The sequence below is a fragment of the Bacillus sp. GW821-FHT01G09 genome, from assembly GCF_059422205.1.
Window position 1 is genome coordinate 374,115 of sequence record NZ_JBWKWL010000005.1, and the last position, 19,429, is coordinate 393,543.

Sequence of the window (19,429 nt, forward strand, 5' to 3'; positions counted from 1 at the left end):
GAGCTGTTCAATATTTTTTAAGTATATGATGAGTGCCAGCAGTCCAGCCCACGATATGTCTGTTTAGCGAAAAACAGAATTTTTTATTTGCTCATCACAGTGCTAAAATAAACAAAATAGACAATTGAAAAAATAGAGGTGTAAGAATGAAGTTAGATGAGTTTACAATTGGCCAGGTCTTCAAAACAAAATCATTAAAAGTAACAAAAGATGATATTATGCGGTTTGCGGGTGAATTTGACCCTCAGTATATGCATGTAGATGAAGAAAAAGCGAGTAAAGGCAGATTTAATGGAATTATCGCTTCCGGCATACAAACACTGGCCATATCTTTTAAACTTTGGATTGAAGAAGGTCTCTATGGAGACGATATTATAGCCGGAACAGAGATGAATCATATGACATTCATAAAACCCGTATATCCGGATGATGAATTGTTTACAATTGTTGAGGTTCTTGATAAGCAGCCAAAGAGAAATGAATTGGGAATACTCACAGTATTGTTATCTACTTATAATCAAAAAGAAGTAAAAGTGTTTGAAGGTGAGTTATCCGTATTGATGAAACGATAACTCAGAAAGCCCGCTTTTCGCGGGCTCGATTGAAGCAGATGGGTGAAAGATGTTAGCGGGTTTCTTTTGAAAAATAAGAGGTTAAAATATCATAAACAATAGGCAAAGAAGTAAACCCCTCATTTTCTAGAAAATGACCCCCGTGCTGGACTTCGTATAACGCAGCGTCAATTTGTTGTGCCAGCTCCTTGCTCCATGAAAATGGAACAATTTGGTCGTTCTTAGAAGCAATGACAGCACGGTGCTTCGCGGACTCGATGATTTTTTGATGATCAAACGATCCCTGTGTAAATTCATCTAACATCTGTAAAGTGGGCAATGATTTGGTAAAGCCGGAAACAAGTATGATTCCGCCAAGCTGTTTTCGTAATTGAATATGTTCCAAAAATCTCAAAATGGCGGGGCACCCTAAGCTGTGCGCAACCAAATACGTATTTTCGTGTAAAGTGTGCTGATATAAAGAGAGTGTCTCCAGCCAATCCTCAAGTCTTGGCTGGAGCGGATTAGGCATGTTTAAAATGTCTGCTTGGATCCCATCTGCGAGCAGACGTTTTTTCAGCCAAGGGAACCAATGATTTGTTGAGGAAGCTCTGTAGCCATGAATGATATAGACCTGTTTTGTCATTATTTCCTCCTAAGAAATATTTTCATTCAGTATAAAATTCCTCTCATTGGGAAACAAGTACGCACTTTTTTGTAAGTAGCTTTATATATGAGGCACTCCTTGTGCCATTCCCCACTTACACATCTCATCTATGAGGGGATACAAAGATCGCCCTCTGTCAGATAACGAATACTCTACTTTCAGTGGGGTTTGAGAAACCTCAGACCGATGAATAAGGCCGTCAGTTTGCAATTCCTTAAGCTGTGCGCTTAACATTTTATGGGTGATGAAGGGCATAGCCCTTTTCAGCTCGCCGTATCTCATCGTTTTTTCACACCCTAACTCATAGAGAATTCTCATTTTCCATTTGCCCCCTATAAGAGATAAGGTGTATTCAAATGGGGCTTGTTTACTGCGGCACAGGCTATCCATGTAATCGAACCTCCTTTTTAAGGTATCATATCAGAATAATTCAGGATTTTCGGTGTTGAAGTTTGAGGGCGATTCACGATCTGAAGTGAAAGTGGCCGCTTGCTCAACAGGCGGCACGGTACATGAATGTTCTAAGTCAAAGAGGGTTACCTTACTGTTAATTACTTTATTTAAAAAAACGCATGTTTTTAGCTGAAAATATCTATTATGGTATATTTAAATATAACGAAATATTTGAGAAATGAGGAATGGTATGAATACAACCAAAAAACATAAGAAATTTAAAGCGAAAATGATTTTCCAAATCATCATGGTTATCATTGGAGGAATCATAGCGGCGTATGGACTAGAAACAGTGCTCATTCCAAACAGTGTATCTGATGGAGGGGTGACGGGTCTTAGCATCGTTGGTTCACAGCTATTCAACTTGCCGCTGGGGATTTTGATTGCTGTGATCAACATTCCATTTGTCTGGTTAGGATATAAGCAAATTGGGAAAAGCTTTGCATTATTATCAATTATCGGAATCGTATCGCTTGCCGCGGGGACAAGCTTTTTCCACCACACACCCGCTATCATAGAAGGAGATACCCTGTTAATTACCGTTGTCGGCGGGATTATCCTTGGATTCGGAATGGGGCTGGCGCTGCGTAATGGCGGCGCATTAGATGGAATTGACATGCTTGCTGTGCTGCTATCCCGAAAACTGCCATTCGGAACGAGCGATCTCATTCTATTCTTAAACCTATTTGTGTTTATTTTTGTTTCCACAGTATTTGGCTTACAAGGGGCATTGCTTTCAGTCATTGCTTACTACATTGCATCCAAAGTGATTCATGTTGTGGAGGAAGGCTTAAGCGGCTCTAAAACCTTTCAAATTATTACAACCCAACCTGAATTAATGGTAGAGACAATACGTGATCAATTAGGCCGAAGCGCCACATATAAAGAAGCTTACGGGGGTTTTTCCCACGAGAAATTTAAAGAAATCACATGTGTCATCAACCGTTTAGAAGAAACCAAACTAAAGGAAATTATTAATGATATTGATAAATCCGCCTTTGTCACCGTATATGACGTAGCTGAAGTGAAGGGCAGCAATTTTAGAAGTCTTAATCATCATTAAAAAATAGAATGACCTTTTTAACGGTAACTGACATATCGCCGGTAAATGTAATCAAAAACACTTTTTGAGGGCTTGTGGGTGTCACCGGTGAAGGTCTGAATCACAGAAATACCAAGGGCGTCAAAACCCTTGGTATTTTTTCTGGTTATTAGATTTTATCTTCAGCTTTACGTGCTGCTTCGAGCTTATCAATCCTGTCTTTATATTTTTCTCCACAGTCCTTCATGTGCAGGATAACAGGTTCTAATGTTCTTCCAAACTCAGTTAAAGAGTATTCGACTTTTGGAGGGACCTGTTTATAAACCTCGCGGTGAATCACGCCATCCCGTTCCAATTCTCTTAATTGTAGCGTGAGCATACGCTGGGTAATTTTTGGGTATAGTTTTCGAAACTCATTAAACCTCTTTTTACCGTCAATGAGATGATAAAGAAGAATGCCTTTCCACTTACCTCCGATGATATCTAATGTTGTCTCCACCGGACATCCTTCAAAGTCATCAGAAGAATAATCAATGCCGAGTTTACGATTTCTCAAGCTGTTCACTCCTAATAGTATACTTTTTGATACTATATACATTCAATGTGCGTACTTTTTATATATTAATATACATCATATAATGATGTCACATCTAAGGAATGAAAGGAATGGATCATATGAAAACACTCGTACTCGTTGTACATCCGAATATAGAATCCTCTCGTATCAATAAAAAGTGGAAAGAAGCCGTATTAAGTGAACCAGATGTAACTGTCCATGATCTTTATGAAAAATATCGCGATCAACCAATTGATGTGGAATTTGAACAACAGCAGCTCCTGGCCCATGACCGTATCGTTTTTCAGTTTCCATTATACTGGTACAGCAGCCCCCCGCTTTTAAAATAGTGGTTTGATGAAGTGTTTACGTTTGGCTGGGCTCATGGTCCCGGCGGAAATAAATTGAAGGGGAAAGAGTGGGTAACTGCCATGTCCATCGGTTCACCTGAACACTCTTATCAAGCCGGCGGATATAACTTGTTTTCGATAAGCGAGCTGACAAAACCGTTCCAAGCATCTGCCCATTTAGTAGGCATGACCTATCTGCCTTCCTTTGCCGAATATCGCGCCAATACAATCAGTGACCAAGAAATTGCCGAAAGTGCGAATCGGTATGTAAAGCATATTACAAATATAGAATTAAACCCGAAGGTTCGCCTGCAAAGATATTTGAAACAGCTGGAGGGTGTCGATTTAACATAAAGATTGATTTTGGAAAATCCTGTACTCACCAAGCAGGATTTTTTCTTGTTCAGCAGAGGGATTTTAACATATAGCGAAAAAAGAAGAAGCCACCAAAAATAAGCTATTTGCTTGGTCCTGACTGCTTATTTTTGGTGAAAGACTTATTTCTCTGTGATGAAATAAAGCAAAGCGATGACCGGAAAAGCGATGCCAATCCATAATGCTGTACTCCATCCCCCTGAGGCATATGCCCATCCTCCAATTGATGACCCTATCGCACCGCCTAGAAAGAAGATCGCCATGAATAATCCGTTTAATCGACTGCGAATTTCAGGCGCCAACGAAAAAATAGCACGTTGACTGAGCACGAGGTTTGCAGATACGCCCATATCTAACAGAATAGCTGCGGCCACTAGAACTGTTATACCGACGGGGGAGCTACTCTGAATCATGAGCGGCAGTAATAAAGAGACAACGACAACACCGAGAGCGATTCCAGTGGCAAGCCGGGTCAAGCCTCGATCAGCCAGCCGGCCGCCTATTGGTGCAGCGACTGCACCCGCAATGCCCACCAATGCGTAGAGTGCTATTGCCTTCTGAGAAAAATGAAAATCAGGACCCGACAATAATAAAGGAACGGTAGTCCAGAACAAGCTGAAAGCTCCAAATACAAACGCATGATAGATGGCACGGCGGCGTAAGATTGGAGTCGTGCGCAGCAGCTTCCACATTGAACCGAGTAAGGCAGTATAGTTTGTATTTGCTGTTGGTTTTCTGGCAGGAAGCACTTTTGATAATACGATGGCCAGGATAACACTTACCACGGCGGACAAAGCGAATATTGCATTCCACCCCCAGATATCAGCGACTAGACTAGATATCGGACGGGAAAGCATAATACCGAGTAATAAGCCGCTCATGACATTGCCAACAACCCGGCCGCGTGCAGCGTCTGATGCAAGGTATGATGCAAATGGAACAAGCACTTGGGCTGCGATTGATCCCAATCCGACGAAAAACGCAGCTGCTAAAAACAGTGTTCCATGCTTCACAAATGCTGTTAGTGTCAAAGCCGCTGCGCTTAGAAGGAGCGATACAACAATAAGTTTTTTGTTTTCGATAATATCTCCTAAAGGGACAAGAAATAATAAGCCGGCAACGTATCCGATTTGGGTGAGTGTGACAATCAATCCAGCACTGCTTGGAGAAAGTCCAATTGCCTTACTAATTAATCCGACCAAGGGTTGTGCATAGTAAAGATTAGCAACAATGATACCGCATGCAGTTGCGAGAAGAAGGGTTAAACTGGGTGAAACCCTCTGACTTGCTTGTTTGTTTCCATTAGCCATAAGAATGAACTCCTTTTTAAGTGGTTTTTTGAGTGTAATCATGACTTCTCAACACAAGTGATTTTATAAACTGAACGTTCAGTTTCGTTGATTAAGGAAAATAATATACTAAACGTTCAGTTTTGTAAATAGGTTTCTGTTTTCTTTTTTTATTCAGATTAAGTATACTGAACGTATAGTTTATATTGCGGGAAGGAATGATTCATGTGCAGAGTAAACGAGGGCGGCCGCGTGATGAAGGAACGCATAAGGCGATTCTCTCTGCAGCCTATGACCTATTGCTGGAAAAAGGCTTCGATGCGGTGACAGTCGATAAAATTGCCGAGCGTGCGAAAGTGAGTAAAGCAACGATTTATAAATGGTGGTCTAACAAGGCTGCCGTTATCATGGACAGCTTTCTTTCGACCGCGACGGACAGGCTGCCTGTGCCTGATACAGGGTCGTCAGTACAAGATATAGTAACCCACGCCACGAATTTAGCTAGGTTTTTGACAAGCCGGGAAGGAACCGTTATTAAGGAATTAATAGGTGCAGGGCAGTTGGATGAAAAATTGGCAGAAGAATATCGCACGCGATTTTTCCAGCCTCGCCGCCTCCAAGCGAAAGGCCTTCTAGAAAAGGGAATTCAGAAAGGTGAATTGAGAGAGAATCTTGATATTGAAGTAAGCATAGATCTCATTTACGGACCAATTTTCTATCGTCTGCTTATAACAGGGGATGAGGTGAATGATTCCTATGTGCATGATTTGGTGATGAACGCGTTTAAGGGAGTTCAAGCTACCTCTGCTACAGAGAGTATGTAGCTGATAAGAACTGCAAAAGCTACGGATTATATGACAAATTGGTTCCATCGTACGTGAAATATAAGATTTTTGTTGCTGAGCGGAATCATCGAGGGAACTCTTATCGGATGTCGAAAAAGAAGTCATTCAATCGTGAATACATAACATCATATTATTACATTTCCTTTTCATCGATTGGAACAAGGGTTCTATACTTCAATGGAATATCGCAAAGTTGGAGTATTTAAAGAACAGGGGAAAATCGATGACCATTATGTAGGTGTCATGGCAATGGAAAAAATACTTGCAATGTAAACAGGCCTCTAAAGAGACCTGTTTTTTAATATCCAGAGGATCTGTCTATTTTCATCTTGGGCTCTATGACTACTCCCATAACTGAAATAGTCTAATATTTATACTGGAATATTTGATGTTCCAAATATAAGGGATTGTTTATATAAATAAAAGTTTATATAATGACGGGGGCGCTAAGGAAACGCGGGGAGCGACTCAGGTTTTCGTTTCAAAGTTTTGATCCTTAAGATATACGGAGCGCTACATATGGAAACGTAAAGGGGAATGTATAATCATTTGGCGTGTATATAACGATTTGCTTATATATTGATTTGGGAAGGAGGAGCTCATATGACGATTGATGTTGCGGCGATGACTCGTTGTTTGAAAACACTTAGTGATCAAACTAGGCTTATAATGATGAGATTATTTCTTGAAAAAGAATATTGTGTCTGTCAATTGGTTGATATGTTCGAAATGAGCCAGCCCGCCATAAGCCAGCATTTGCGGAAATTAAAAAACGCAGGTTTTGTGAATGAGGACAGAAGAGGCCAATGGCGTTATTATTCAATAAATGGTTCCTGTCCTGAGTTTGATACATTGCAATTGATCTTACATCAAATTGATCAGGAGGATGAATTGTTAAACCATATCAAACAAAAGAAAACTCAAGCGTGTTGCCAGTAAGGAGGCATTAGATTGACATCAATGATTTTGGCAGTATTCATCTTTTTATTAACTCTAGTATTGGTCATATGGCAGCCGAAAAATTTATCTATAGGGTGGTCAGCCTGTGGAGGCGCAGTGTTAGCGCTGATTGCAGGTGTTGTCAATTTTCATGATGTGTTAACTGTGACAGGGATTGTTTGGAATGCGACCTTGGCTTTTGTGGCCATCATACTGATATCATTAATTCTTGATAATATCGGTTTCTTTGAATGGGCAGCGCTTCATATGGCTAAGGCTGCAAAAGGAAACGGTGTGCGGATGTTCGTTTATGTATCTCTATTAGGAGCTATCGTCGCCGCGTTATTTGCAAATGACGGTGCAGCTCTTATATTGACACCAATCGTATTAGCGATGGTCAGAGCATTACATTTTAATGAAAAATTAGTTTTTCCTTTTATCATTGCCAGCGGATTTATTGCGGATACCACTTCGCTTCCTTTAGTAGTGAGCAATTTGGTCAACATTGTTTCAGCGGACTATTTTCATATTACGTTTATTGATTATGCATCCAGAATGGTTGTCCCGTACTTGTTTTCGCTGCTGGCGAGCATCATTGTACTTTACCTTTTCTTTAGAAAAAGCATACCAAAACGCTATGATCTGACTGAGGTTAAAAAACCGGTTGAAGCAATTAAAGATCAAAACATGTTCAGACTGTCATGGTATATCTTAGGGCTGCTGTTAATTGGATATTTTGTAAGTGAATTTTTTTCTATCCCTGTATCAGTGGTAGCGGGCAGCATTGCGATCATTTTCTTAATCGCTGCGCAAAAGAGTCCGGCCGTCCATACAAAGAAAGTGGTGAAAGAGGCGCCATGGGCTATCGTATTCTTTTCAATTGGCATGTACGTTGTTGTGTATGGTGTCCGAAATGCCGGATTAACGGATGTCCTTTCAGATGTGATTCAAGCCGCAGCTGATCAAGGATTGTTTGCTGGGATAATTGGAATGGGCTTTATTGCGGCGATTCTTTCTTCCATTATGAATAACTTGCCGACTGTTATGATTGACGCATTGGCTATTGCCGGTACAGATACACATGGGATGATGAGAGAAGCGCTTATTTATGCAAATGTGATCGGTTCAGATTTAGGGCCTAAAATAACACCGATTGGTTCCTTGGCGACATTATTATGGCTTCATGTTCTTTCGCACAAAGGTATGAAAATTTCCTGGGGCACGTATTTTAAAACAGGAATTATCCTCACGATACCCACTTTATTGATCACACTTGTCGGCCTGTATATTTGGCTGCTGATAATCCATTCTTTTTTCTAAAAGGACAAGGTCACTATATCAAGGAAAACAATGCACAGGTAACTCTTGCCGCAGCCAAATGGCTGAAGGGTGGGGGAGAAAATATCTTGGGGACAAGTGGAATGAGTATAGCGCTGAAATCGAATGTCATGGATGACATCTGAAAGCTGTCAAAGCTATGAAAGAAGCAGGGATTGATATTTCAAATCAAACATCGGATAAATTTGATGATCCGGCAAAAGCACACGGAACAGAAGAAGTGTTTCCAAAGGGTCCGTGATGAAATTGGTGACCGTTTAAAACAGTTTGCTGTAACTGGGGAATAAAGAATCGATATATTCAGCGTTTCCTTGGGTTATATAATGCAATGTGTTGTTCAACAGGTGTCTGCGAGCTGAGTGCAGACACCTGTTTTTGTTTTTATTTGTCTGAGATTCGTAACAGGGAAGTTATTTAGCTGGTGACAGAGGAAAATTGATTTGTGAACAGAATCATGAAGGAGACGGTGTTTTAAAGGAGTTGTCTGTTTTGCAGGAATTAACAAAAGAAAAATACAGTAGCTTAAAAACAATGTTTGATGACAAATATTGTCCCACATTTGTCTATCAATATTAGACCAAACCATTCCGGGAGCTGTTTATGCAGATGATCAAACCTTTCCTAAATCGTTTTTTATAGGAACTGAATCAGGCATTTATTTTATTGCGGGAGACCAAGGGAATCGGGATTTTCATGATTTCATTGCAGGATATTATGAAGAACAAGTGAAATCATCAAAACGATTTACCTTGTTTTCTTCCAGTGATACATGGGATAGCGTACTGAAACCCATACTGAAAGATGACTTGAACCAAATGAGAAGAGCTGCATTTTCTTATCAACCAAAATCTTTCAAAAAGACTTTGCAACTGCCAAAGGGGCTTGTATTGAAAAGAATTGACGAAGACATCATTTCACACAGCACAGCGTTTAACAGCGCGTATTATGAGGAGTATTGGGATTCTGTCTCACAGTTTGCTTCAAAAGGTTTTGGATTTGCTGTATTACATGGCAATCATGTAGTAAGTGAGTGTACCTCTATATTTTTAGGGCATAATCGAGCGGAAATGGATATCTACACACTTGAGGAATATAGAGGACTGGGGTTAGCTTATTGCGTAGCAAATAGGTTTATAGCGTTTTGTATGGAAAATGGGATTGTTCCTAGCTGGGATTGTGATATCTGCAACAATTCGTCCATTGCATTAGCAGCTAAACTAGGGTTTAAGAAAATAATCGAATACTCTCTTTTTTATTCCGGGAAATCATAAAAAAGAGAAGAGGCAAGAACTCTTCTCTTTACATGAGTAAGCGGTTGGTGAATACCGGTTTTTATTTTATTAAGAATCTAGATTTAATTGCTGGCGAAGTTTCTTCGATAAGTCCTTTCTCGTTTCATCAGTTACAACATGATACCATAAGTGATCTATCTTTTTATCCTCACCTTTTATTTCGATCTGTTTGACATGTTGAACGGCTTCTTTATAAGAGCGTTGAATATCAATCATTTTATCAAGTGTTAAGTTTGTTTGTATATTTTTTTCTAAGGCAGCCAAAATTCCTTGATAGTTTTTTAATGATTTTAATTGTGCTCCTTCGTGAATAATTTGGTTAATGATTTCTCGCTGCCGCTGCTGCCGCCCAAAATCACCGCGAGGATCTTCTTTTCTCATCCGTGCGTATTTAAGGGCAACCTTTCCATCCAGGTGCTGTTCCCCTTTTGGTATATGCACCCCTTCCAGGGTAAAAGGGAAATCATTATTCACTGTGATTCCGCCAATCTCATCTACAATATCTTTAAACCCTTCCATATTGACTTTGATATAATAATTGATTGGAATGTTTAAAAATTGTTCAACGGTTTGAACGGCACCTTCAATACCCTCGTAAGTATATGCTGCGTTCATTTTAATATTGGTATTCTTTGATCGCATAAATACTCTGGTATCACGCGGTATACTTACCATCGTCGATGTTTTCGTCTCTGGATTTAAAGTCAGTACGATCATCGAATCAGGCCGTCCTTTATCACCGGGGCGCTCATCTACTCCCAGCAAAAGAATCGATATAGGATCATGTCCAAGACTAGCATCTTGTTGCTTAGAATCTCTTTGCAGAGGTTCATACATATGGTTGACCGATTTTGCTACGTTTCGGTAAATGCTATAGCAGGTCAGGCCTCCAATGGTTAACAAGAGGGCTAGAACAAACAATAAAATACTCTGCATTTTCAGTTTCCTTCTCCCGATTTTCACTATCAAATTCCTTTCTGATCAAGTTGAATATTTATATGTTGTACTGGTTCTTAACGGTTCTCTAATAAATAATTCTTTTATCTCCGTGATATTTTGTAGTTCATATAAGATACTTTAAATTTATACTTCAATTGAATCTGAATTGTACCGGTTTGATTGAATCATGAATTGCTTTCATTTCGTATCCGCTTTCCCGGAAATATTTTAATAATTGTTCCAAATACGCCGCGGTAGTTGGCTTTTCATGCATTAATACAATAAGCGGCTCTTTTCCTTCAAGGGTTTTGACTTGCTGAATGACACTCTTAACAAACTCTCCATGAGTGTACTTCCAGTCCTCTGAGTCAACCGTCCAATCCCACAGGTTAAAATGATCACGCTCCACAACATCTCTAAAAGGGCCAGTAATGTAAGGCTTTGACCCGTAAGGTGCTCTTATTAAATGCGTGTTGACTTTGGTTGTTTCTTTAATGTAGTCCAATGTATCGTTCATTTCTGCAGCAAAGCTTTCAGGGGATTTATAGATTTCGGAAACCTGGTGCGTCACGCCGTGAGACCCAACAGAATGGCCGTTTTCCGCCATTTTTCTCACAATATTAGGATTTCGCTCGATATTTGGTTTTAACATAAAAAACGTTCCCTTTGCATTGTATTTATGAAGCAAATCCATAATTTTCTCTGAAGCAGCAGGGTTTGGTCCGTCATCAAATGTTAAATAAACGACCTTCCCGATTTCAGCAGGTTTTTTTTGTTCTTTTTTCTGTGCTGAATTTTTGTGTGTTTCTATATGCGCCTGCTCAGAAGCGTTTGTACTTTCTTTTATTGGTTCCTGCTTTGGGCCGGCAAGTGCCTTCCAGGAAATGCATAGTAACGTTACACCTAGAATAATCAATATCCCAAAACCTATTTTTCCTATTTGATTCAACTTACGATCCCTTCTTGGTGAATTTGACACTTTTTCCAACTCCTCAATTGTAGATATCAAAACTAGTTTTCTCGCGAACGAGTCACATAAATTAGAAGGCCAATGAAACTTTGGAGACAAAGCCCGGTAAAAATGATGCTCTTTTAATATAGATGGGAGTTATCGCAGAAGTTTGATCAACTTGTAAACAAAATGTCAACAAATGAAGGAATCATTGTTATGTAATATCTTGCAGGTATAAGAAAAAACCTTATTTCTATTCAATAGAAATAAGGTTTACTTGAAGGATATGATATAAGAGCGATCGTCAAAAAATCGGGCTGATGAGTTTTCCATAGAAGTATACTGGTTTTGTTCATAAACAAGCAGGTTGCTGCCATCTGGACTCCAATATATTTCTGATGGGTTGGCGCCGTGGTATATAGGTTCTGCGTAGAGGACATTTTTCCCTTGCAGCTTTCCTGCATAAGTATTGTCCTTGTCATATAAAGAGTAAGCGATCTTCTTTCGATCATTAGATATGGTAAAAACAGCTACATTTTCGAGCAGAACAGAGAGCTCACTGTTTCTGAGGTCGTATTCGTATAAGGTTTCTCCGATACCTAAAAATACAAATTGGTCATTGTTTAACCAAACAGGTTTACCATAGGGGCTAATCTGCCGCTTATTTTGAATAGTGATGCTGTCACCGCTGATGGTCCCCGTCATAATGCGATATTGTTGCCCTTGTAACATGGTTAGCAGCAAACTACGTCCATCATCTGAAATGGAAACTGCCGTAAGCGAATCCTTTTCATCAACATTCTTCAATGGATACGTTTTGAGGGTTCCGGAATCTATGTTGAATACATTGACCGCAGTCTGGTCATTTTTTGTCGTATCAATGACAAGATAACAAATGTATTTGCTATTATTTGACCATGAAATATCCTGTACAAAGGCATCCTTGCTAGAAGAAAAGCTGGCTATTTCCTTTTTGTTTCTGTTCGTAAGTGATATTAGATTTAGTGTTATCTTATTTGATGACATCGTTAATCCGGCGATACTTTTCCCGTCGGGAGACAACTTAAGGTTGGAAGTATTGCGGTCAATGCTCTGCAGAGTTTCAGGTTTTTCAAAAGGATAGGAGACATTCTGAAGATGCTGCGCTTTACCTTCCGTTGTGTCATTTCCTTTGAAAAAACCAACTACAGAGTTTGATGAAGACCAGCCAAGCAACTGGTCAGCTTGAGGGAGGCGATATATCTTCTTCACCTGAAAGGAGCCCGACTTCTGATCGTCATCAATCTGGCTCTCTTCCTTGTTTGGAATGATAATGGTTTCAGATCGCTTGCCCATATTATAGCTGGATACAAAAATCAAGGAAATCAATAATATCCCTGACAATATAATAAACCGTTTGTTCTTCATGATCATTTCTCAACCTTCATGTAAGCTAGTTCAATAGTGATGATTGTATGGTTTTCTTCGTAGAACATCTTGATTGTTCCTCCATGTTTTTCGACAATTGTTTTAACTATGCTTAACCCCAACCCTAAACTTCCTTCTTCCGTCACCTTTTGGTTTATTGAATAAAAAGGCTGAAACACTTTTGTGTATTGTTTGTCGTCATATGGATCACTTGGATTTTTGAACATAAAAAGAACCTGATCTCCCGCAACTTTAGCCTGAATCATGATTTCTGAATGAGATAAACTGTATTTGATCGCATTGTCCAAAAGATTAATAAAGAGTTGGCGCACTCTATTCTTTTGACCATACACATAGAGACTGTCTTCTATCTCATAGGTGATCTTCTTTTTATATCGTTCTGCACGAAATTTCATAGATTCGCATACATCTTTCAAAATCGTTCCTGCATCAATCCTATCGAATTGTTCTTTAGAGGTTTCTCTAGATACCTCAAGAAGTTTTATAACCAAATTGTGCAGACGCCGGCTTTCTTCAACAATATGATTCATTCCTTTATCAAAAAACGCCTGATCTGATTCCCCTTTTTGTTTTATGATTTCAGCATAGCCTTGAATAGAAGTCAGAGGTGTTTTCAGTTCATGGGTCATATTGTCAAAAAAACGTTTTTCCTGTTCATTAAGTTCCTTTAACCTGTCCCGATCTTTTTCGATAGTTGAAATTTGATCCCTAATTCTGGTGATCATATCATTGAAATTAACCGTAAGCTGGCCAATTTCATCTTTTCTAGAAAAATGGATATCCACATCCAGCTTTCCCTTTTTGACTTCTGAGGTGGCCTCTGTCAGCTTGACGATTGGAATCGTGATGTGTCTGGAGAGTATATAAGAGAAAAGAAACGCCGCCACAAATATCGCAAGAGCGATATAAAAAATAATATTTAAAATCTCTCCGCTTTGTTTGTAAAGCAAATTAAAATCTTTAGAAAAACGCAATATGCCAACTTTTGCACCATCAATGACAACGGGATAAGAAAAAAACACCTGTGCTTGATTTCGATCATAGGTGATATGATAAGCATTTTTTCCGTTAATTGCTTTTGCTAGATCCTCGTCAATGCCTTGTGAAAACACTGTTTTATTAGAAGAAGACAACAAAGTGCCATCTACGGTATAAACGCCTACATTGCTTCCTGTTGAATGAGTTAAACTATCCACTATTTCATCGGCCATATCGCCGAAGTATAGTTCATTGTTTTTATAATGATTGATTAAAAATGCTTGATTGATATACACGATGCTGTTTTTTTTTAACTCTATTAAATCTGAGGTTACAATTTTTTCATTGCTTGACCAAATGACGCTTTTGACCGTTTGATTGAGCACTAGGAAAGAGAGAGAAAAAATCAGAAAAAAACCAATAATAAATTTACCCTTGATCGTCCGTAACACTCTCTACTCCTCCTACTTCTCGAATTTATATCCAATGCCAAACACTGTTTTAATGAGGTCGCTTGCATCCAGTTTTTTACGGAGTCTTTGGATATGAGTATCTACCGTACGTGTATCCCCGGCAAAATCGTAGCCCCAAACAAATTCCAACAGCTCTGAACGTGTAAAGATTTTTCCACGATGGTCAATCAATGTCTTAAGCAGATCAAATTCTTTAGGAGTCAAATCAACAATGATCCCATCTTTTTTTACTATTCTTTCGTCTGGGATCATCACAATATTTTTTAATTGAATGTGATCCTCATTAGACGATCCTCGATCATTCACGTGGTTAGCTTGTTCAAGACGCCTGAGTATTGTACGAATTCTGGCGATAACTTCACGCAAGTCAAATGGCTTTGTAATATAATCGTCAGCCCCAAATTCCAACCCAAGGACTTTATCAGTGATATCTGACTTTGCGGTGATCATAAGTATAGGGATATTATAGCGTTGGGTCACTTTTTTACAGATATCCAATCCGCTGCAATCTGGCAGCATCCAATCAAGCAGCAGAAGATCGGGTTTGAATTGGTCTAGCTGTTTCATCCCTAAAGCTCCGTTAGATTCAGTACACGTTTGAAAACCTTCCTGCGTAAGCCCGTATGAAAGCAGATCTGCTATTGCTTCATCATCTTCAATAATAAGTATTTTCGTTTTATCCATTATTTCATTCATTCCCTGTTTCATGATTAAATTGAATATATCTATCTTAGAGTCTGCAATATCACTCATTATAGCATTCTTTTTAATAGTGATTATTCAGAACTTCAGACCAAACTATAATTGGATATATTTTCACCATCGTCAACAAAATCGGGGGAATTGAGCTATCGTTGGATTAGAGGACTATGGTAAACAATGCAATTTTAATTGATAAATGAGCTTATTAAAAAGATACCAAATGATGCGGGTATCTTCTTTATTTATGTATAAGAGCGTTTCCATATCGTTTGATTTTATTGGGTGTTAAATAGGTAAAACATACCCCGCCAACTGTAACCACTCCGCCTAGCAGAGAGATCAGTGTGGGTATTTCGCCGATCCAGATCCAAGATATGATCAAGGCTAAAGCCGGTGTAACATAAAGTGAAAGGGTTGCTTCTGAAGCACCGACGAGTGAAGTGACATATGCTAGTGCGAAGTAAGGAATAACCGTCGGCAATAATCCTAAGTAAACGATAGACAAAGTTGCGCTTATTGAAGCGTTCATCATCTCTTCGCCTAAGCCTGGCAGAAACACAAGCATAGGTATTGTTCCGCCCCAAATGGTGAATGTAACGAATGGAATAAAACCATATTTTTTTATATAGCGGGCTTGAAAAACGAAATAAATACTCTCCGAAAATGCTGCCAGCAGGATGACCAAGATACCGCTCATTGAATATGTAAAGTCTCCCGCCCCAAATGCAATCAATAATACACCCAATAAACTGATCATAGAGCCAAGCCATTTCGTAAATCCAAAATGCTCTTTGTAAAACAGGCGGGATAGCATGGCTGAGAAGATCGGTGCCGTAGTAACGAGTAAGCTTGCAACTCCGGCACTAACTGTTTTTTCACCGATGTTCAGCAAAATGTGATACAGTGCAAAACCAAAAAACCCTAAAAGAAAAATGGCAGGAATGTCTTTCAAGTCGGGTAGGCGCATCTGAGTCAAAACAGCAAAAAGCAATAATGCCATAGAGCCGATTAACAAACGACATAAAGCAAGGTGTTCTGGTGTGTACCCTTCTAGTCCTGCGCGAATTCCCGGAAAAGCAGATGCCCATAAACCAATCATGAGACTATGAGATATCATTATTTGAACTGTTTTCTTTCGCATTCCTCTCACTCCTCTTTACAAAAACCAACCAGTTATTTAATGTGTTTTTATATTAATAAAGATTTGGTGATATAGCTTCAACCAGTTAAACGGATTTTGACCCAACCAATTTATTTTAAGGAGACCGATTCTATGAGCTTTCCAGAAGAAAAAAAGATGAAAAAGCTCCCTAAGTACAGACAAATCGTTCATTTTATTAAAGAGAAAATAGGAAATGGAGAGTGGCCGATTGGAAGCAAGATTCCAAGCCAGCGCACGCTTGCAAAAGATTTTCAGGTAAATCGGAGCACAGTGATTACAGCCTTAGAGGAATTGATGGCCGATGGGCTAATAGAAGGCACAATGGGGAAAGGCACAGTTGTTATCAACAACACATGGACACTGATGGCTAAGAATTCTGCTCCCGATTGGGATCGATATGTCACCTCTGGTATTCAGATGCCAAGCCGAAAAATCGTTCAAGAGATAAATCAATCAGAATCAAATACAGACCTTATACAGCTCAGTAAAGGTGAACTTTCAGCTGAGATTTTTCCTTTGGCTGTTATGAAAGAGATGATGGGGAAGGTATCTCAACACATGGAGGCATTCGGATATGAAGAACCAAAAGGTTACTTACCTTTGAGGGAGGCATTGAGCAACTATTTAAAAACCATTGGAATCAACGTCTCATCTTCTTCCATTCTGATTGTCTCAGGAGCGTTGCAAGCCTTGCAGCTGATATCAATGGGGCTGTTACAAAGAGGATCAACCGTTTATCTTGATCAGCCCTCCTACCTTTATTCATTACACGTATTTCAATCAGCTGGTATGAAGCTGACTGGACTTCCTATGGATAATGAAGGACTTTTTCCTGAAAATGTTCATTTAACAAGAGGAGAGCGGGGAAGGGCTATCTTATATACAAATCCATGTTTTCACAATCCGACTGGTATTCTCATGTCTAAAAAGCGGCGGGAAGAAATCCTAGCAGTAAGTGAGAATACACAGCTTCCTATTATTGAAGATGACATTTATCGTGAGTTATGGATCGATGAAATTCCGCCATATCCTATTAAAACAATTGATAAAAATGGACACGTACTGTATATAGGAAGTTTATCGAAAACATTAAGCCCAGGCTTGAGGATTGGATGGATCGTCGGACCGGAACCGGTGATTGAACGTTTATCTGACATTAAAATGCAAACAGATTACGGATCCAGTTCGCTATCCCAAAGAGTAGCGGCAGAGTGGTTTACTTCCGGCCACTACCAGCAGCATGTAGAAAAGGTTAGGCAGCAATTAAAGGTGAGAAGAGAATTGGCCTTGAGTGTTTTAGAAACTCATTTGAAAGATGTGGCGACATGGAATATCCCAAAAGGAGGATTTTTTGTCTGGATAAAAATATTGCCTTCCATATCAATGAAATTACTTTATACTAAAGCCTTATCAAAAGGGATTCTGATCAATCTCGGCAGTATCTATGCTCAGGAAAAAGGGAATTATATTCGCTTATCATATGCTTATGCATCTCTTGAAGACCTTCAAAAGGGGATTTATGAGTTGGGTTTAATGATAAAAGAACTGGCAAGTAAGTAACTTTTATATCCTTAAATGGATGTTTCACTAAAAAAGAGATCAAGCCTAATGATCGCTTGATCTGATAATAACAAGGGTTACTAGAATAGACCAAATCATGGTTCGGTCTTAAAATGATCATGTCTCTGATCGAAAAGTCTTTCCGACTTCTCTTCCTAAACCAAAGTAGTGTCTGAAATTATAGATAAGCGGGCTCCATTTGGAAGGGTTGATATGGTTTTCGTCCAGAATAATACTTTCCTCGGCATGAAAATGTAGTACCTGCGTCTCTACAATTGCGAATGACGATTCATATTCTGGAAACCGAATGTGTTTCACTTCGGCTTCTATTTGGATAGGGCATTCTTTAATTCGTGTTGGTGATACTGTTTTTGATTGTAAAGGCGTTAACCCTGCTGCCTCGTATTTTTCTTTTTTATATGTAAATCCGAGCTGTTTCTTCAAAGGCGGTATACTCTTTTTTCCGCTATAAGATGAAATTCTTTCAACGTTTTCCCATAATTCCGGGCCAGGCAAGTTTATGACACATTCTTTGTGTCTTTCCAAATTGTCGATGGCTTTTCCTCCCAGTCCTACTCCAAGGATTATATAATGTCCAAGAGCCCAAGAAGAAGACATAGGACTAATATTAGTGGTTCCATCCTCATTCAATGTGGTTAGAAGAAATGTCGAGGTACCATAATACATGATCTTGGGTTTGATTTCTTTAAATCGACGAGTGTCTCGTTTTTTGATGTCCAATGTTTTTTCCTCCTTGTCACGCTTACATTTATATTGTAAAGGATTAACATTTCAACTATCATCGAAATATGAATGTAAGGAGGAAAATCATGAATCCTAATATTGCAAAAATCTCTTCGTTGCTATCAGATCCCTCGCGTTCTTCCATTCTTCTCAGTCTGATGGATGGAAGGATACACCCTGCGGGAGAGCTTGCATATCTCGCTAACATTAAACCTCAAACTGCAAGTTTTCACCTGAATAAATTGCTTGAAGCAAAGCTGATTAGCGTAGAGAAGCATGGAAGACATCGGTATTACAGATTGGCTGACTCAGATGCTGCAAATGTGATCGAACAATTGCTTCATATTGCGCCTAAAGCAAAAGTCAAATCTTTAAAAGAGTCAAAAGAGAAAAAGGACTTGCATTTCGCCCGTACCTGTTATGATCATTTGGCAGGTTATGTGGGCGTGCAAATGGCACATTCATTAGTTGAGCAGGGGATGTTAAAAAAAGTTGATTTAAACTTTGAGGTGACTTCAGAGGGTGCTTTATTCTTTTCAAAGTTAGGCATCAATGAAGAGCAACAACGGAATAAGAGGAGAGCTTTTGCCCGCTGCTGTTTGGATTGGAGTGAACGGCAGCATCATATTGCAGGAGCATTAGGAAACGCCCTATTGGTGCGCATGTTAGAAGAAGAATGGATCGTTCGTATGCCTAAAACGAGAGCGATTAGGATTACACAAAGCGGGAAAATCGCGTTTGAAAAGCACCTAAACGTGAAGATTTAGGACTTTGAAGCGGAAACACCAGATGAT

18 protein-coding genes and 3 pseudogenes are annotated in these 19,429 nt (G+C 39.3%); 10 read left to right on the forward strand and 11 right to left on the reverse strand.

Annotated features, from left to right (window positions below):
- The first annotated feature begins 146 nt into the window (after nucleotides 1–146).
- A complete protein-coding gene (locus tag AC07VD_RS18210; protein ID WP_048654930.1) occupies nucleotides 147–572 on the forward strand; it encodes a MaoC family dehydratase in 426 nt (141 codons plus the stop codon).
- Between the two features lie 52 nt (nucleotides 573–624).
- Here the strand turns inward: AC07VD_RS18210 and AC07VD_RS18215 are convergent, their stop codons facing one another.
- Nucleotides 625–1,197: an alpha/beta hydrolase gene (locus AC07VD_RS18215; RefSeq protein WP_124060052.1), complete on the reverse strand. Its 573-nt coding sequence runs from the start codon at nucleotides 1,195–1,197 to the stop codon at nucleotides 625–627.
- 81 nt (nucleotides 1,198–1,278) lie between these two features.
- Nucleotides 1,279–1,608 (reverse strand): winged helix-turn-helix transcriptional regulator, encoded by a 330-nt coding sequence (locus tag AC07VD_RS18220; protein ID WP_086343496.1) that lies wholly within the window; start codon nucleotides 1,606–1,608, stop codon nucleotides 1,279–1,281.
- A gap of 253 nt (nucleotides 1,609–1,861) precedes the next feature.
- Here AC07VD_RS18220 and AC07VD_RS18225 point away from each other — a divergent pair, with 253 nt between their 5' ends.
- Entirely contained in the window at nucleotides 1,862–2,734 is an 873-nt protein-coding gene (locus AC07VD_RS18225) for a YitT family protein (RefSeq protein WP_014478959.1), read from the forward strand.
- Between the two features lie 148 nt (nucleotides 2,735–2,882).
- Here AC07VD_RS18225 and AC07VD_RS18230 read toward each other — a convergent pair whose 3' ends face one another.
- Nucleotides 2,883–3,269 carry a winged helix-turn-helix transcriptional regulator gene (locus AC07VD_RS18230; RefSeq protein ID WP_124060051.1) on the reverse strand — a complete coding sequence of 129 codons (387 nt, stop codon included), beginning with the start codon at nucleotides 3,267–3,269 and terminating at the stop codon, nucleotides 2,883–2,885.
- Nucleotides 3,270–3,379: 110 nt separating this feature from the next.
- On the opposite strand from AC07VD_RS18230, the pseudogene AC07VD_RS18235 reads away from it, so the two are divergent.
- Nucleotides 3,380–3,973, forward strand: a pseudogene (locus tag AC07VD_RS18235) (NAD(P)H-dependent oxidoreductase).
- A 143-nt stretch (nucleotides 3,974–4,116) separates the two neighbouring features.
- Here AC07VD_RS18235 and AC07VD_RS18240 read toward each other — a convergent pair.
- Nucleotides 4,117–5,304, reverse strand: coding sequence for an MFS transporter (locus AC07VD_RS18240; RefSeq protein WP_124060050.1), 1,188 nt, complete (start codon nucleotides 5,302–5,304; stop codon nucleotides 4,117–4,119).
- Nucleotides 5,305–5,510: 206 nt separating this feature from the next.
- Between AC07VD_RS18240 and AC07VD_RS18245 the strand changes: the two genes are divergently transcribed.
- The 5 genes and pseudogenes from AC07VD_RS18245 to AC07VD_RS18265 all read left to right on the forward strand — a co-directional run bounded on the left by AC07VD_RS18245 (nucleotide 5,511) and on the right by AC07VD_RS18265 (nucleotide 9,676).
- The gene (locus AC07VD_RS18245) at nucleotides 5,511–6,107 is read left to right on the forward strand and encodes a TetR/AcrR family transcriptional regulator (RefSeq protein ID WP_015715300.1); all 597 of its coding nucleotides are present in this window, start codon (nucleotides 5,511–5,513) and stop codon (nucleotides 6,105–6,107) included.
- Nucleotides 6,108–6,731: 624 nt separating this feature from the next.
- On the forward strand, nucleotides 6,732–7,067 hold the full coding sequence (aseR, locus tag AC07VD_RS18250; RefSeq protein ID WP_015482851.1) for a metal-responsive transcriptional regulator AseR: 336 nt from the start codon (nucleotides 6,732–6,734) through the stop codon (nucleotides 7,065–7,067).
- 12 nt (nucleotides 7,068–7,079) lie between these two features.
- Complete coding sequence (locus AC07VD_RS18255) at nucleotides 7,080–8,387, forward strand: arsenic transporter (RefSeq protein WP_124060049.1); 1,308 nt, start codon at nucleotides 7,080–7,082, stop codon at nucleotides 8,385–8,387.
- A gap of 58 nt (nucleotides 8,388–8,445) precedes the next feature.
- A pseudogene (locus tag AC07VD_RS18260) lies at nucleotides 8,446–8,692 on the forward strand (low molecular weight phosphatase family protein).
- A 193-nt stretch (nucleotides 8,693–8,885) separates the two neighbouring features.
- Nucleotides 8,886–9,676, forward strand: a pseudogene (locus AC07VD_RS18265) (GNAT family N-acetyltransferase).
- A gap of 69 nt (nucleotides 9,677–9,745) precedes the next feature.
- Here the strand turns inward: AC07VD_RS18265 and AC07VD_RS18270 are convergent.
- The 6 genes from AC07VD_RS18270 to AC07VD_RS18295 form a co-directional block, all read right to left on the reverse strand.
- Entirely contained in the window at nucleotides 9,746–10,633 is an 888-nt protein-coding gene (locus AC07VD_RS18270; RefSeq protein WP_029878427.1) for an LCP family glycopolymer transferase, read from the reverse strand.
- A gap of 154 nt (nucleotides 10,634–10,787) precedes the next feature.
- Nucleotides 10,788–11,615: a polysaccharide deacetylase family protein gene (locus AC07VD_RS18275; RefSeq protein ID WP_031315635.1), complete on the reverse strand. Its 828-nt coding sequence runs from the start codon at nucleotides 11,613–11,615 to the stop codon at nucleotides 10,788–10,790.
- 246 nt (nucleotides 11,616–11,861) lie between these two features.
- Complete coding sequence (locus AC07VD_RS18280; RefSeq protein ID WP_494721903.1) at nucleotides 11,862–13,001, reverse strand: WD40 repeat domain-containing protein; 1,140 nt, start codon at nucleotides 12,999–13,001, stop codon at nucleotides 11,862–11,864.
- Nucleotides 12,998–14,446 (reverse strand): HAMP domain-containing sensor histidine kinase, encoded by a 1,449-nt coding sequence (locus tag AC07VD_RS18285; protein WP_124060047.1) that lies wholly within the window; start codon nucleotides 14,444–14,446, stop codon nucleotides 12,998–13,000. Before AC07VD_RS18285 ends, AC07VD_RS18280 begins: the two co-directional genes overlap by 4 nt.
- 12 nt (nucleotides 14,447–14,458) lie before the next feature.
- Complete coding sequence (locus tag AC07VD_RS18290; RefSeq protein WP_494721921.1) at nucleotides 14,459–15,151, reverse strand: winged helix-turn-helix domain-containing protein; 693 nt, start codon at nucleotides 15,149–15,151, stop codon at nucleotides 14,459–14,461.
- 256 nt (nucleotides 15,152–15,407) lie between these two features.
- Complete coding sequence (locus AC07VD_RS18295) at nucleotides 15,408–16,310, reverse strand: DMT family transporter (RefSeq protein ID WP_494721904.1); 903 nt, start codon at nucleotides 16,308–16,310, stop codon at nucleotides 15,408–15,410.
- A 132-nt stretch (nucleotides 16,311–16,442) separates the two neighbouring features.
- Between AC07VD_RS18295 and AC07VD_RS18300 the strand changes: the two genes are divergently transcribed.
- The gene (locus tag AC07VD_RS18300) at nucleotides 16,443–17,891 is read left to right on the forward strand and encodes an aminotransferase-like domain-containing protein (protein WP_124060045.1); all 1,449 of its coding nucleotides are present in this window, start codon (nucleotides 16,443–16,445) and stop codon (nucleotides 17,889–17,891) included.
- A 117-nt stretch (nucleotides 17,892–18,008) separates the two neighbouring features.
- Here the strand turns inward: AC07VD_RS18300 and AC07VD_RS18305 are convergent, their stop codons facing one another.
- Complete coding sequence (locus AC07VD_RS18305) at nucleotides 18,009–18,632, reverse strand: flavin reductase family protein (RefSeq protein ID WP_124060044.1); 624 nt, start codon at nucleotides 18,630–18,632, stop codon at nucleotides 18,009–18,011.
- Nucleotides 18,633–18,721: 89 nt separating this feature from the next.
- Between AC07VD_RS18305 and AC07VD_RS18310 the strand changes: the two genes are divergently transcribed.
- The gene (locus tag AC07VD_RS18310; protein WP_003244115.1) at nucleotides 18,722–19,402 is read left to right on the forward strand and encodes an ArsR/SmtB family transcription factor; all 681 of its coding nucleotides are present in this window, start codon (nucleotides 18,722–18,724) and stop codon (nucleotides 19,400–19,402) included.
- Nucleotides 19,403–19,429 lie beyond the last annotated feature (27 nt).